This window comes from Streptomyces sp. DvalAA-14 (assembly GCF_900091855.1).
Lineage (GTDB): Bacteria > Actinomycetota > Actinomycetes > Streptomycetales > Streptomycetaceae > Actinacidiphila.
This window is the reverse complement of sequence record NZ_FMCH01000523.1, coordinates 45,496-60,233: the sequence shown is the minus strand read 5'-3', so window position 1 is coordinate 60,233 and position 14,738 is coordinate 45,496. Positions and strand designations below refer to the sequence as shown.

The window sequence follows — 14,738 nt, the reverse complement described above, 5'->3', positions numbered from 1 at the left end:
ACTGATCCGCTCCATCGTGCGCGGGTACACCGACGCCAAGCTGACCGCCTACCTCAACTGGCCGCTCATCGCCGCGATCTACCCCAACCTGCCTTACAGCACCGTGGGCCTGCTCACCGCGCCTTCGCCCTGGTCGGGGGCGTACTCCGTGGGGGAGGACACCTGGGCGACCGCGCAGGTCACCCAATTCGCCCAGCCCGGCTGGAAGTTCATCGACTCCGCCTCGGGCTACCTCGGCGGCTCCGAGTCCAACGGCGCCTACATCACGCTCAAGTCCCCGAACGGCAGCGACTACTCCACCGTGCTGGAGACCACCACCGCAACCGCCGCGCAGACGGTGAACCTGCACGTCCAGGGCGGCCTGTCCACCGGCACCGCCCACGTGTGGGCGACCCGGGTGAACTCTCCCAGCGCGGCGACGGACTTCGTCCACACCCAGGACGTCACCCCTGCGGGCGGCTCCTACTCCCTGACACTTCAGCCTGGTTACGTATACACGGTGACCACCACCACCGGGCAGGGCAAGGGAACAGCGACCGGTCCTGCCGGGCACGCGCTCGCCCTGCCCTACAGCGACAACTTCGACGGCTACTCGTCGGGTTCGGAGGCGACGTACCTGTCCGACATGCAGGGCGCCTTCGAGGCCCAGCCGTGCTCGGGCCGCTCCGGTCAGTGCCTCCAGCAGATGGCACCGGTCAAGCCGATCGAGTGGCAGGACGACTCCGACACCTATTCGCTGATCGGTGACACCACGTGGTCCAACTACACCGTCAGCTCCGACGTGTACCTGCGCAGCGCCGGCACCACGGAGCTGCTGGGACGGGCCAACACCCAGCAGCGACCGCAGTCGCACATGAACGCGTACTACTTCCGCATCCGGGACACCGGACAGTGGTGGATCGAGAAGATGTACACCGACGGGTCGAACCACACGCTGGCCACCGGGACGACGACCGCGCTGGGCACGCAGACGTGGCACAACCTGTCCTTCACTTTCCAGGGCACGACGATCAGCGCCAAGGTGGACGGCAAGCAGATCGGATCGGTGACCGACTCCTCGTTCCTGTCCGGGCAGGCGGGGCTGGGCATCCAGGGCTACCGCACCGACCAGTTCGACAACCTGTCGATCACGCCGGGCACCGGCACCGCGCAGCCGCCGACCGGTCCCATCTCCTCGGGTCTGAACGGCACGAAGTGCCTGGACGACTACACCGGTTCGTCGGCCAACGGCACCAAGGCCGACATATGGGACTGCAACAACACCCCGGCCCAGAACTGGACCTACAGCAACGGCAGTCTCCAGGCGTCGGGTAAGTGCTTGGACATCACCGGCGGGGGCAGCACGGCCAACGGCACGCTCGTCGAGCTGTGGGACTGCAACGGCGGGGCCAACCAGCAGTGGCAGATCACCGGCGGCACGCTGGTCAACCCCGCCTCGGGACGGTGCCTCGACATCCCCGGTTTCGACACCGACAACGGCACCCAGCTCGACATCTGGGACTGCAACGGCGGCAGCAACCAGCAATGGAAGCTGCCCGGCAGCTGAGCGGTCCTCCTCCTACCCCGGCCCGGGCGGGTGCCCTGCCCGCACCCGCCCCGGCCGGGCACCACATGGCGGCCGAGCCCGCCGCGGGCGGCCCTCCGGCCCCGCGCATCTGCCGACGGCCCCCGACGCCCTGTCTGACAACGCCGCGCAGTACTGGTCGGTGCAGTCCGACAGCAGCCTGCGCGTCCTGGGAAGCTGCCTGGACGCCACCGGTGGCAACTCCGCCGACGGCACCCCGCTGGAGATCTGGGACTGCGACAACGGCGCCAACCAGCAATGGAACCTCCCCGGCTGACGCGCTGCCCGGGACGCCGACGGCCGGCCGGTCCGCCGGCCGCCGACGCCACCTGCCCGGGCGCCAGCCGCCCTCACACCCCGCAAGCCCGACGGACGACATTCCTGTATCCCCCCACGAAGTGGAAGTCGACATGAACGCGAACACTCTGAAGAGATGGCTGCTCCGGTCGGTGGTCCCGCTCCTGGGCCTGCTGCTGGTGGTGGCTTCGAACACCATCGGCGGCGCCCGGGCGGCTTCGACGCCGGCTTCCAACAGCATCGCCGTCCTCATGAAGTCCTACGACGCGAACAGCGGCCGGATCGACGCCGGCGGTTGGTGGACCTCGGCGGTGTCGCTGAGCACCCTGATGACCTACGAGCAGACCACCGGCGACCGGAGTTACGACTACGCCATCACCGGCGCGTACGCCAAGAACAGCAACTTCACCAACGACTACATCGACGACACCGGCTGGTGGGCCCTGGCGTGGCTCCAGGCCTACGACCTCACCGGCAACACCGACTACCTGAACATGGCCAAGACCACCACCAACTACATGCACAACTACTGGGACAGCGCCTGTGGCGGCGGCGTCTACTGGAGCACCGCCAAGCAGTACAAGGCCTCCATCGCCAATGAACTCTTCCTCGCCGCCAGTGCCGGACTGCACAACCGCATCCCGGGCGACACCACCTACGGCGGCTGGGCGACCAGCGAATGGAACTGGTTCAAGAACTCGGGCCTGATCAACGGCAACCTCGTCCGCGACGGCATCAACGTCTCCGGCTGCACCTTCAACACCGCGAACTACACCTACAACCAGGGCGTCATCCTCCAGGGCCTCATCGAGCAGTCCCGCGCCACCGGCGACACCTCCCTGCTGACCACGGCCGAGTCGATCGCCACCGCGGCCACCCAGCGGTTCAACAAGAACGGCGTGCTGTACGAGGGCTGCGAACCCAACTGCACGGGGGACGGGCAGGCATTCAAGGGCATCTTCGCCCGCTACCTGCGAGCCCTGGCCACCGCGGCCAGGACCACCCAATACGACTCCTTCCTCACCACGACCGCCAACTCGATCATCACCAACGACACCAGCAGCTCCGGCCAGCAGGGCAACTCCTTCGTCGGCCCGTTCGCCCAGTGGACCCCCACCAGCCAGGCCAGCGCAGCAGCCGCGCTCGTCGCCGCGCAGGGAAGCGGCACAGAGTCCACAACCGGCGTCCTGCGCGGACAGGAGTCCTCCCGGTGCGTGGACGTCCCCAACGCCGCTCAGACCAGTGGGACGCAGGTCGCGCTGTGGGACTGCAACGGCGGAGCCAACCAGTCCTGGGCCACCGCCTCGGGACAACTGACCGTCTACGGCACCAAGTGCCTCGACGTCCGCTCGGCCGGCACCGCCGACGGCACCCCGGTACAGATCTACGACTGCAACGGCACCGGCGCCCAGCAGTGGTCCCTGAACCCGGACGGCACCGTCGTCAACCCCGCCTCGGGCAAGTGCCTGGACGCCACCGGCCAGGGCACGACCGACGGCACCCTGCTGGAGATCTGGACCTGCAACGGCGGCGCCAACCAGAAGTGGAGCCGGGCCTGACCCGCCGCCCCGCTCGACGGTCTCGCTTCCGCTCCCGTCGCCGACATCTGCTGGAAGCCGAGACCGACCGACCTCGGCACTTCGTGCCGTGACCCGAGACCCGAGACCGACAACGTTCTCATCGGAGAGTCGTACATGATCAGACGTCACCACCCACAACCACCTTCGGGGCCGAAGCCCACCAAGCCCGAAGGGTACGGCGGCCGCATCCCGGTGTCCGGTGTTCCGCGGCGTCGCTCACGTCTGCTGGTCGGCCTCGGCGCGCTGGCCCTGGCAGCAGCGGGCGTGTCCGGCGTGGGGCATCCGGGGGCCACCGCGGCGGCCGCGACGGGTGCTCCTCGCCCGACCCTGACATTCGCCAACGGGACCACACAGTCGACGCTGGGCGCGGCCTACACCAAGGCGCTGACGAACCTGCTGGACACCAACACGGTGTCGTACGACCCGTCGGTCTACAACTCCTCCGGGCTGATGACCAGCAACCCGCAGACGTTCATCCGGGCCGGCGGCGGTTACGCACAGCCGTGGACGCGGGACGCGGCGGTCAACTCCTGGAACGCGGCCAGCCTGCTGGAACCGAAGCAGGCTGCGAACACCCTGTGGTCGGCGGTGGTCAAGCAGTCCAACGGGCAGCTCATCGTGCAGCAGGACAACGAGCAGTGGGACCAGGTCGTCTGGGCGATCGGCGCCTGGAACCACTACCTGGTCACCGGCGACCAGTCCTTCCTGACCAACGCCTACCAGGCGACCACCAACACCCTCAACACCCGCAAGAGCGCGAACTACAACTCCTCCTACGGCCTGTTCCAGGGGCCGGCCTTCTTCAACGACGGGATCGCGGGCTATCCGGCCCCGCCCGCGGACGCCACCGAGAGCCACGGCGGCTACGTCGGGGACTACGCGGCCACGTCCACGATGATGACGCTCAGCACCAACGCGGTGTACTACCAGGCCTACCGCAGCGCCGCGCTGATGGCTGCGGCGCTGGGCAAGTCCGCCAGCGAGGTCAATGCCCTCAACTCGCAGGCCGACAGCCTGAAGAGTGCGATCAACAACCACCTGTGGAACGCCGGCAAGGGCCTGTACGGCTACTTCGTCCACGGCAACGACAGCCTGTCCGGCCAGCTCGACCCGACCGAGGAGGGCACCGGCCTGTCCTTCGCCATCCTCTTCGGTATCGCCAGCCCCGCCCAGGCCCAGTCCATCTTGGCCAACGCCCACCTGCAGCCCAATGGCATCGTCGACACCTACCCGAACTACGCCCGCTACAGCGACGCCCAGCCGGGACGGCACAACGTCGTGGTGTGGCCGATGGTCGAGGGGTACTGGGCCGACGCCGCCGCGCAGTCCGGCAACCAGCCGCGTTTCGCCAACGAAGTGCAGAACCTCGCCCGGCTCGCCAACACCAGCGGCCAGTTCGCCGAGATCTACAACGCCCAGACCGGCGCAGTGGACGGCGGCTGGCAGACCGGCGGCCACTGGGGCGCCGCCCCGGACCAGACGTGGTCGGCGACGGCGTACCTGCGGATGATCGACAACGACCTGTTCGGGCTGAACTTCACCACCGGTGGGATCACCTTCAAGCCCACCCTGCCGGCCGGCTGGGGAGACGCCACCTTGTCCGGTGTGCAGTACCGGGGCGCCACCTTGACCATCGCGCTGCACGGCGCGGGCAACGTGGTCAGCTCCTTCAAGCTCGACGGCGCCGCGAGCACCGCGAACTCCGTGCCGGCGTCGCTGACCGGCACGCACACGGTGGACATCACCCTCACCGGCAGCCAGCCGACTCCGGCCACCGGCACCATCCTGTCCGATGTCAACAGCAACAAGTGCGCCGACGACAACGCCGGTTCCAGCGCGAACGGCACGCACGTCCAGATGTGGGACTGCAACAGCACCCCCGCTCAGACCTGGACCCGCCAGGCCGACGGCACGATCCGCATCAACGGCGCCTGCCTGGACGTCCAGGCGGCCGGCACCGCCGACGGCACCCCGGTGCAGCTCTACACCTGCAACGGCACCGGGGCCCAACAGTGGACCGTCACCAACGGCACCCTGGTCAACCCCGCCTCCGGCAAATGCCTGGACGACCCCGGCGGCAACACCGCCAACGGCACCCAACTGCTGATCTGGACCTGCGACAACGGAAACAACCAGCACTGGGCCATCCCCTGATCCGAGCGCACCCAGCTTCGGCTGACAGAACGGCCTTTTCCGGGCCGGCCGCGCACCTCACGCACGGCCGGCCCGGGTCGCATCACCCCCACACAGGCACGACGGGCTACCGGGCCACCTCCTGCGAAAGCCACTGTCAGCCGACACCCCCGCACCAGCGGCTCGGCGCCTGTGCATACGATGCAGCCGTGGACGCACCCGCCCCTACAATCCCCGCGCTTGCTTCGCACGCCACCTCCACGCGCGGTACCTACCTCGGCCGGACCCCGGACGAACGCGCGGCCGACCGGCGCGGGCGCCTCATGCAGGCCGCACTCGAACTGTTTGCGGCTCGCTCCTACGAAGACGTCACCGTTGCCGATGTCTGTTCCCACGCCAAAGTGGCGAAACGCTATTTCTACGAGCACTTCACCGACCGAAGCGCCCTGCTCGTCGCGGTGCAGAAGGAGCGGAACGACTGGCTGCTCGCCGGCCTCGAAGCCGCCGCCCCTCGGCACCCCGCCACCCTCAGGGCGCTGCTGAGCCCGATGATGACCGCCTTGGCCACCATGCTCGCCGCCGACCCCCGGTCGGCCCGCATCATCTACCTCAGCGCCCCGCAGATGGAACCGCACCGCCGCGAGGTCATACGGGAGGACGCCAGGCGGTTCAGCGCGTTCATCAGCACGGCCCTGCAGCGCCACCCCCGAGACCCGCTCCGGCACCACCGCGCGGTCGTCGCGCTGGCGGCGGGCCTTTCAGAAGTGATCATCGAATGGCTGGACGACGGCATGCCCGACGACGCCCGCGCCCTCGCCGACCATCTGACCGGCATCGCCACAGCACTGCTCACTCCCTTCCTGTAGACATGCGGCCTTCAGCGTGTGCACCACGTTACGGACGGGACGGCTGCGGCTGAACCGGCGGAGGGTGGGTCCCGCACAGCAAAGGGCAGTTCCGGGAGCCGTGTCAACGCAATGGCGCGACATAGCAAACACGACTGAACAGACATCGGAGCAAAGGTGTGTGAACGTGAGGAGGTGTCCTCGCCCGGTGGCGACAGCAGTGCCCGAGGACGGCTCGACCCCGTCCCGCCTCGGCTTGTCCGCCCCTCGATCGCCAGGTCGGCGTGGGTGAACACCGGCCGGTGGCACCACGGCGGGACCGGGTGACGGCGCCTGGTGGTACTGGCTGCGGGTCGCGGGTCAGCGCGCGCCGGTGACGAAATCGGTGATGTGCCGGGCCAGCGCGTCGGGCTCCTCGAACTGCACGGCGTGGTGGGTGTCCAGGCGGTGCACGACCGGGGCGGTGCCGCGGACCTGCTCGGCCAGCATCGCCGCGACGCGGTCGTTGTCCACCAGCCGGTCCCGGCTGCCAAGGACCGCCAGCACGGGGATGTCGCCCAGCTCCGAGAGGACCCCGCCCCGCGAGAGGGCCGCCAGCTGGTCCCAGACGTCCACGGTCGTCGCGGTGACACGTTCCAGCCGCAGGGTGTCGGAGGCCACGAACTCCTGCCAGTCGGGCCGGTCGGTGAAGTCGCTGATCTGCAGCGGGACGGGCACGAAGGCGCGGTCCGGCTCCGGCTTGATCTCCAGCGCGTCCAGGGCCGAGAAGATGCCCTGCATGGAGAGCCGCAGTACGTCCGCGTACCGCTCGGTGAAGGCGTAGCCCGGCGCGACGAGGATCAGGCTTGCCACGACCCCCTGGCCGGCCAGGCGCGCGGCGGCGATGGAGGCGATCTGGCCGCCGAAGCACCAGCCGGCCAGGTGCACCCGCCGGAAGGAGCCGGTCAGCGAGCGCAGGAAGGAGGCGATGTCCTCCAGCTCCCGGTCGACCGAGGGCAGGTGCCCGCGCTGGGCGTTGAGGCCCGAGCCACGCCGGTCCAGCGCGTAGACGCCGCGTCGGAGGTGGCGGTGACGCGCTCGGCGAGCGGTCCCTGCCAGCCGCTGTGGCTGATTCCGCCGTGGAGCAGCACGATGGCGTCCTCGCCCGAGGCGGGGCCCCAGTGGCGGTAGTGCGAGTCGTACCCGTCCGACTGGTGGTGGGTGCCGATGAGGGGCTCGGTGAGGGGTGCGGTGTCGGTCATGTCAGAACCTTTCGGAGTGTTCGATGGGCACCCGGGGGCGAATTCCAGGCGCGGGTGTGCCCGCTCCCGCGCCCCGGGCACCCCTGGCGGGATCAGCCGGCTGCGGGCGCCGCGGCCCAGGCGTCGATCTCCACGCGCAGAGTCGGGGTGGCCAGTCCGGTGGCGTAGAAGAGGGTGGTGCACGGGCGGTGGCCGCCGAGCCAGCCGTCCACGGTGTCTCGGCGCCGCCCCGGGTCGATGTCGCCGACCAGGATGAAGGTCAGCTTCACCAGATCGCGGACGCCGAGGCCGGCCGCCTCCAGGTTGAGGCCGAGGTTGTCCAGCGCGACGCGCAACTGCTCGATGGGCTCCTCATCGACGGTGCCGTCCAGGCGCATGCCGATCTGCCCGGAGAGCACCAGCCAGCGGGCCGGGTTCTCCACCTCAATCTGGTGGTCGTAGCCCGCCACCGGCTGGTGGACGGTCACGGGGTTGCGGTGGATGGCCAAGGGATTGCTTCCTTTCTTCGGGGAGCGGCCCGCCGGGGACCGGCGGGCCGCCGCTGTCAGGAGCCGTGGTACGCGCCGCTCTCGGCCGCGATGTCGGAGAGCACGTCCTGCCACGCTCGGCCGATCTCGCGCACCGCGTCCGGGGGCAGTACGCGCCCGTCCGCGTTGAGCGTGATGATCAGCCGTTTCTGCCGCAGATCGTGTCCGACATTGGCGAGCAGCGCGAAATGGGTGTGCTCGAACCAGCGGATTCCAGCCAGCACCCGCATCCCGTCCGCTGTCCCGTCGGCGGCCAGGTCGCCGTACGCCTCGAAGCGCGTGAAGTTGAAGGCGGTACGAGGAGCTGCCGGGCCGTCCGGCGCGTACAGCTCGGCGACCGGGAAGCGGCGGTGCGGCAGGGCCCGGCGCTCCGCCTCGAACACCTGGGCCGCCAGCGTCTGCCACTGCGGGCGTTCCTCCAACCGGACCCGCAGCGGGAGGAAGTTGAGGAACATGCCGATCATGTCCTCGGCGCCCTCGACCTCCGGGCGGCCGCCGCTGAATACGGCGGTGAGGAGGTCCGGCCGCCGCTCGAGCCCGCGCAGCACTCCCAAGTGGGCAGCGAGCAGCATGTGCTTGAGCGGTACCCCGGCGCGGTGGGCCAGCGCGGCCAGTCCCCGTCCCGTGGCTGCATCCACCTCGATCGCGGCCTCGCTCCACCGGTTTCGCACCTTCCCGTCCGCGGCGGGCGCCGGGAAGCCGGGCGCCGGGGCGCCGCGCAGTTCTGCGAGCCAGAACTGCCGCGACCGCTCGTCCGCCCGAGCAGCCACTTCTGTGGCCGCGTACTCCCGGGGACCGGCTGGGGGGCGCACCGGCGCTGGCACCGTCCCCCCGGCGGTGTAGAGCCGCACGAACTCGGCCAGCAGGCGCGACAGGCTCCAGCCGTCGATGACGGAATGGTGGAAGCTCAGCGTGAGGGTGAAGGCGTCCGGCCCCTGCCGGTGGGCGTGGAACCGCATCAGCTCCGGCCGGGACCAGGTGAAGCCCGACGCCTTCTCGGCCTCGAACCAGGCGTCGAACCTCGCTTCGGCTTCGGCCTCCGGGAGTTCGCCGAACCCGGGATCGTGCACCACGAGCCAAGCAGGCGCCGGGGCGTGCACCACCTGGAGCGGCACCGGCCGGGCGTCGGTCAGGAACGCGGTGCGCAGCGTCGGATGCGCGGCGACGAGCGTGTCCAGCACCTCGCGCAGTCGCTGCTCGCGCAGCGGGACGGCCAGCCGGTAGGCGAACACGTCGTGATAGACCGCCTGCCGGGGGTCGGCTTCGTGTCGCCGGATCATCTCCAGCTGCAGCGCGGTCGCCGGACAGGCGTCCTCCGCGCCGGGCGGGAGGACTTCTGCGGCCGGGCCGGCCACGGCCTCGCCGGCGGTTTCCCGGCTGACCGCCTCGCGCGTCCCGGCCGTCAGCGCGGCCGCCAGTGACCGCACGGTACGGTGCGCGAACACGTCCTGAAGGGTGATCGGGATGCCCTGCCGCTTGATACGCGCCACCACTCGGATGGCGGAGATGGAGTCGAGGCCGTGGGCGAAGTAGTCCTCATCGGGACCGATCGGGCCACTGGTGAGCGAGCCTCCTACGGTCTCGGCGAGCCGCTCTTCCAGCTCGCCGCTCCCGGCGCCCGTCGGCCGCGGGCCCCCCGGCCGCAAGCCTGCGGCCGCCGAAGCCAGCGCCTCGGTGTACGCCTCCAGGTAAGCAACGACGGCCTCTTCGGACACCGCTGCGGGGTCGTGGTTCACGGTGAGCGAGGTACGGCCGGCGAAGTGGTCGCGGTGCACATGGACCACGAAGGGGAAGCTCGTCATCTCGAAATACCGGGCACCAGTGATCCGCACCGGCGCGTGCGAGGCGTCCCGGTAGACGTGGAAATCGGTGTAGTTGAAGACCGTGTCGAACAACTCGCCGCGCCCGGCCAGACTGAGGATGTCCGCCAACGGGTAGCGCCGCCGTGCCATCAGCCCCTGCTCCGATCGGAAGATCCCGGCGAACAGCTCCGCCCACTCGTCGGCCGTCGCCGCGGCCCGCACGGGCACAGTGTTCAGAAACAGCCCGGCCAGTTCCTCGCCCTCCAGCTCGGGCCGTGGGAGACAGGTATGGGTGAGCACTTGGATGCTCGTCTCCGTGGCACCGTAGAGATTGTGCAGGGGTAAGGAGAGCCGTTCGAAGAAGGCGTCCCGCAGAGCGGGCGTGAGTGCCTCGCCGCCGGTGAACACCTGGCGCAGTGCGCCGCACCCGGCGAGAGCGGGCTCGGCCAGCAGGTGGCGCAGCATCGTCGGCACCAGCTGAATGCCCGTGATCCGCTCGGCGGGCGCGGTCTCGGCGAGGCGGCGCGGTTCGCGTTCGTCGCCCGGCCGGGCCATCACCACGGTGCCGCCGGCCACGAGCGGGGCGAACAGCTCCCACACCGAGGCGTCGAAGGTGTACGGCGTCTTCTGCAGGATGCGGTCCGACGCGTCCAGGCCGTACTCATGGACCATCCAGGCGAGCAGGTTGGACACCCCGGCATGCGGGACCATGACGCCCTTGGGCTCGCCTGTGGTGCCCGAGGTGTAGAGGACGTACATCAGGGCGTCCGCGGTGCCCGCGCCGTCGAGCGGGCCTGTCGGCCCGCCCGATGGCGCGGGCACCAGGTCGGCATCGAGACGCGGCGGGGAGGCGGGAGCGGCGCTGCCGGAGTGGGTGACCAGGAGGCGGGCACCGGTCTCGGCGAGGATGAAGTCGCGGCGCGCGCCGGGGGCCCGGTTGTCGATGGGCACGTAGGCCGCCCCGGCGCGGCCGCACCGTGGCAGTGTGGACCTCGGTGACCGGCTGCGGGAGGAGGCCGATCGGATTCAGGCCGAGCTGGCCGTGCCGAGCAGGAATGGCAGGAGTGAACGGCTGCCGACAGGCGGGTCGACGCGGTCCTGGCTCCCGGCGCCGGCACCGCTGATACAGAGGTCGCTTCAGACCTGTTGGGCGCGGATGTGCCAGCGCCCGGGGATGGGCCAAGGCGAGGTCGCAGGTGCCGGTGTGGCGTGGGGCCTTGCCTGGTCGGCGTTGTCGGCGGACTACCAGCGCGTCGTGCAGGCGCTCGCGGCGGACCTGGGCAACTCCGCGCGGGGACCTCACCGGGGTCGAGGTCGTCCGAGGTTGCCCAGGTGGATAGGGGTCTTCGCGAGCAATTCCGGGGTGAGGCGTTCCTGCCCGGTGAGGATCGCCTCAGTGCAGCCGTCCTCGATGAGCCGCCGCACAGCAGGCCGACGTCGTCGTCGCCGGGTCCTACTCGCTTCTCGGCTCACCCAGGCCCGAGGGGAACGGGTCACCGGAGCGGAACCCGGTCGCCACTTCCAGCAGGTGGGCCATCCGCAAAGTCCCGTGAACGGGGCTATCCAAGACGGCTCCGACGCCGTGATCACACCAGCCACGGCAAGATCATTCCACTGTCGGCCTGGCAGACCAGGTCCTGCCCACAGTATGGAAATCAGGCGACCGGGCCTGGCGCATCATCCAGGATGACCTCATGAGTCAAGACCTGGTGACGTTCCTCCACATACGGCTGGACGAAGAGGCCGACCTGGCCCGACGCTGCGACGGTGATGACTGCGGGGAGTGGACCGCTACCGGGCACACGGTCGACTTCTGCCAAGGCGAACTCTCCGGCTTCCATCCCACGATCGCCCTACACGTCGCGCTGCATGACCCGGCTCGCATCCTGCGGGAGGTCGAGGCCAAGCGACGAGTGCTCGCCCGCCATGTCCTCAGTCCTGCCACGGGCGACCCTGAACTACCGTGGGACAACAGCGATGACTGCCAGTACGACGGCGAGACCTGGCCATGCGATGACCTGCTCGATCTCGCGTCACCTTACGCCGATCACCCTGACTACCCGCGACGCCCCTGAGACGTAGATCGTTTACGGGACAACGCTTAGGCAGGGCTCACCGGCAACGACCAACGGTGACCGCCTCGTAGCTGGTCAACCCTGGTACCTCTGCTGAACGCGCAGGTCGCTTGGCTCTCCCAAGTTCGTACGCAACAAGCCGCAGGCGACATCAACGGCTGACATCGACATCGGTGCATGCCGAGGGACTGCCACGCACCGCCGGCGGTATTAGGTGCGCTAGGGGCGTGACGTGGGGGAGCACAAGCCCGCCCGCGCGCGCCGGGTGTTCCTGCTCCTTCCTCCCCTTGTCGGGTGCCTACAAGGCGGTGAGGGTGGCGGCGAGGGCTGCGGTGGGCCACGGGAACGCAGGGTTACGAGGTGGGTGGTGCGGGGTGCCCGGCGGAGGCGATGCGGCGCCGGCCGAGCAGGTCACGGTGCATCTCCTCACTGCTGCGCAGGGCGAGCGCCGCCATGGTCAGTGAGGGGTTGGACGTGGCCACCGTGGGCATGCTGCCGCACCCGACGGCGTACAGGTTGGGATGGTCCCAGCAGCGTTGCCACGCGTCGACGACAGAGGTAAGCGGTATGTCGCCCATGATGTGGGTTCCGGCCCCGTGCCCGGCCGCCCGGTAGGCGTAGGGGCGGCCTTCGAACTCGTAGTAGCCGGGCCAGTCCGGCCCCGGTTCGAAGCGTGTGTGGTCCTCCGCGCCCAGCAGCTCGAAGAGCTGGTCGGAAACGGCCTTCGCGGCGGCGATGCCGCGTTTGACGTAGTCGGACAGGTCGTAGTGGATGACCGGCCGCGGGGTGCCCAGCGTGTCGCGGTGGCGAGGGTCGACGGTCACGCGGTTCGCCGGGTCCGCCTCCTGTTCCATCTCGAACTGGAAGGCGAATTCACGTCCGATCCGATCGCCGAGCGCCCGCCGCAGGTCCGTCCCGAGGATGCCGCGGCCGTCGGACCCTCCGCTGCTCAGCAATTCGGCGACCCGCCGGTCGGGCGGCCCCTCGGCCCAGGTCCAGCCCCAGTTGCCGATCTCCACGCGGAACGGGGCGCGCCGGGACCGCGCGGTGCCGAAGCGGAAACCCTCAAGACCGGAGGTCGATCCGGGTCCGCGGTAGGCGCCGACCTGCTGGGGCATGAGGCCCCACGTCAGCAGGACCGGATGGTCCATCAGGTTGCGGCCGACCTGGTCGCTGCTGTTGGCGGCCCCGGAGACCAGGAGGAGCTTGGCGTTCTCGATCGCGTGCGCGGCCAGGACCACGAGGTCCGCGTCGACGCTGTGGGTCACGGCTTCGGCGGTGTCCTCGCGATAGGACCGGTACTCGACACCGTCCGCCCGCCCGTCGGCGCCGATCCGGACCCGCGTGACGACCGCCCGGGTGACGAGGGTGACGGACGAGCCCCAGCGGGCCTGGGTCTTGAGGGGGGTGTACTTCGCCTGGGACGGGCAGATCGGTACGCAACTCGCGTGGCCCTGGCACAGCGTTCCCCGGTCCGGCTGCCCCGGCGCCGGCGCGGGCCGATAGCCGGCGCCGTCGTCGTACGAGGGATGGGGCAGTCCGTTGCGGGCGTGCGGTGTCGTGACGACGCGCAGCCGGACCGGATCGTCCGCCCCGGGATCTCGCACGGTCCCCCCGTCCAGGGACTTCGTCATCACCTGGTCCAGGTAGCTCTGCGGGATGGCCCGCATGGGGAATCGGTAGCCCTCCGGGAACGGCAGGCCGACTTCCGCCCGCTGCTCCTCCGCGTCCCCGGCCACCCCGATCTCCCGCTCGGCCGCGCGGTAGTACGGTTCCAGGTCGTCATAGCCGACAGGCCAGTTCCGCCCCTGCCCGAAGTCGCCGGCGCGGAAGTCCTCCGGGTGCATCCGGGGCGCGAGTCCGGTCCAGGCGAGTCCCGTGCCGCCGTTGGCCCGCAGGTATCCGCTGCCGTACGGGAGCGGACCGTTCTGCACGAAGTACTCGCCGACGTCGGACATGGCCGGCGACGGCGCCGCGGTGCTCGTCCGGTAGGGCGAGTTGGGCACCTTGAGCAACGCCGTGCGGTACGCCTCGACCGCCTCCGCGTGCCCCCCTTCCGGACCGGGCGCGCCGTGCCCGGCCTCCAGCACCAGGACCCGCCAGCCGTGGTCGCCCAGGCACTTGGCCACCAGGGAACCGGCGAAGCCCCCACCGACCACGACCGCGTCCCACCTCCGGCTCTCCGGACCGCTCATCGCGCGACCTCCGACCCGGTGTCATGTGCTGCCGCATGCGCTGCCGCGGATGGCGCGTCGGCCCAGCTCCCGTGACCCTGCGCCGCCGTGCCGGGCGCGTTCCCGCCGAACGCACGCCATACGAGGCCCTGTTCGTAGGCCAGGGACGAGACCACGTACGGCCCGGCCTGCGGCGCCGGCGCTCCGTTGTCCGGGGACGGCGGGTGCGGCAGGCCGGGCCACGTGCCGACGTACCAGAGGTGGGTGATCGCCCGCGCCAGCTCCCGGGCGGAGTCGTCCTCAAAGCGCGGCGTGCCGTCGGCGGCCCCCGTCACCGAGGCGGCGAGCCGGTCGAGCCGCTCGGCCCCCGCCCGGTCCGCGACGACCTGCCGGTACGTGTGCATCATGCCGGTCTCGTGCAGGTCCCTGCAGTCGAAGCCGGTCAGATTCGCCGACAGGGCGGCGAACTGGTGGAGTTCCATACTCTCGATCCTTTTTCC

General features: G+C 70.2%; 12 protein-coding genes and 1 pseudogene. 6 read left to right on the top strand and 7 right to left on the bottom strand.

What is annotated here, in order from left to right; translation table 11 throughout:
• From GA0115240_RS28315 to GA0115240_RS28295, 5 genes are all read left to right on the top strand, one after another.
• On the top strand, positions 1-1,546 hold a 1,546-nt coding region (locus GA0115240_RS28315), incomplete at its 5' end, for a ricin-type beta-trefoil lectin domain protein (RefSeq protein WP_176725193.1).
• A 160-nt stretch (positions 1,547-1,706) separates the two neighbouring features.
• Complete coding sequence (locus tag GA0115240_RS28310) at positions 1,707-1,841, top strand: RICIN domain-containing protein (RefSeq protein ID WP_256070041.1); 135 nt, start codon at positions 1,707-1,709, stop codon at positions 1,839-1,841.
• A gap of 133 nt (positions 1,842-1,974) precedes the next feature.
• Positions 1,975-3,420: a glycoside hydrolase family 76 protein gene (locus GA0115240_RS38740; RefSeq protein ID WP_093740995.1), complete on the top strand. Its 1,446-nt coding sequence runs from the start codon at positions 1,975-1,977 to the stop codon at positions 3,418-3,420.
• A 135-nt stretch (positions 3,421-3,555) separates the two neighbouring features.
• The gene (locus tag GA0115240_RS35840; protein WP_107407224.1) at positions 3,556-5,595 is read left to right on the top strand and encodes a ricin-type beta-trefoil lectin domain protein; all 2,040 of its coding nucleotides are present in this window, start codon (positions 3,556-3,558) and stop codon (positions 5,593-5,595) included.
• A gap of 188 nt (positions 5,596-5,783) precedes the next feature.
• Entirely contained in the window at positions 5,784-6,440 is a 657-nt protein-coding gene (locus tag GA0115240_RS28295; protein WP_202451829.1) for a TetR/AcrR family transcriptional regulator, read from the top strand.
• A gap of 339 nt (positions 6,441-6,779) precedes the next feature.
• Here GA0115240_RS28295 and GA0115240_RS28290 read toward each other — a convergent pair whose 3' ends face one another.
• From GA0115240_RS28290 to GA0115240_RS39430, 5 genes and pseudogenes are all read right to left on the bottom strand, one after another.
• Positions 6,780-7,460 (bottom strand): alpha/beta fold hydrolase, encoded by a 681-nt coding sequence (locus GA0115240_RS28290; protein WP_237555275.1) that lies wholly within the window; start codon positions 7,458-7,460, stop codon positions 6,780-6,782.
• Positions 7,364-7,660, bottom strand: coding sequence for a hypothetical protein (locus GA0115240_RS38735; protein WP_237555270.1), 297 nt, complete (start codon positions 7,658-7,660; stop codon positions 7,364-7,366). The genes GA0115240_RS28290 and GA0115240_RS38735 overlap by 97 nt, the downstream gene beginning before the upstream one ends.
• A 92-nt stretch (positions 7,661-7,752) precedes the next feature.
• Complete coding sequence (locus GA0115240_RS28285; RefSeq protein WP_093740991.1) at positions 7,753-8,148, bottom strand: RidA family protein; 396 nt, start codon at positions 8,146-8,148, stop codon at positions 7,753-7,755.
• A gap of 56 nt (positions 8,149-8,204) precedes the next feature.
• Positions 8,205-10,973, bottom strand: coding sequence for an AMP-binding protein (locus tag GA0115240_RS28280; RefSeq protein ID WP_237555274.1), 2,769 nt, complete (start codon positions 10,971-10,973; stop codon positions 8,205-8,207).
• Between the two features lie 489 nt (positions 10,974-11,462).
• A pseudogene (locus tag GA0115240_RS39430) lies at positions 11,463-11,588 on the bottom strand (IS5/IS1182 family transposase); the annotation flags it as partial.
• A gap of 95 nt (positions 11,589-11,683) precedes the next feature.
• Between GA0115240_RS39430 and GA0115240_RS28275 the strand changes: the two are divergent.
• Positions 11,684-12,064 carry a DUF6221 family protein gene (locus tag GA0115240_RS28275; protein WP_093740988.1) on the top strand — a complete coding sequence of 127 codons (381 nt, stop codon included), beginning with the start codon at positions 11,684-11,686 and terminating at the stop codon, positions 12,062-12,064.
• 353 nt (positions 12,065-12,417) lie between these two features.
• Here the strand turns inward: GA0115240_RS28275 and GA0115240_RS28270 are convergent, their stop codons facing one another.
• Together GA0115240_RS28270 and GA0115240_RS28265 are read right to left on the bottom strand one after the other, a co-directional pair.
• Positions 12,418-14,259 carry a GMC family oxidoreductase gene (locus GA0115240_RS28270; protein ID WP_093740987.1) on the bottom strand — a complete coding sequence of 614 codons (1,842 nt, stop codon included), beginning with the start codon at positions 14,257-14,259 and terminating at the stop codon, positions 12,418-12,420.
• Entirely contained in the window at positions 14,256-14,720 is a 465-nt protein-coding gene (locus GA0115240_RS28265) for a hypothetical protein (RefSeq protein WP_093740986.1), read from the bottom strand. The genes GA0115240_RS28270 and GA0115240_RS28265 overlap by 4 nt, the downstream gene beginning before the upstream one ends.
• Positions 14,721-14,738: the final 18 nt, after the last annotated feature.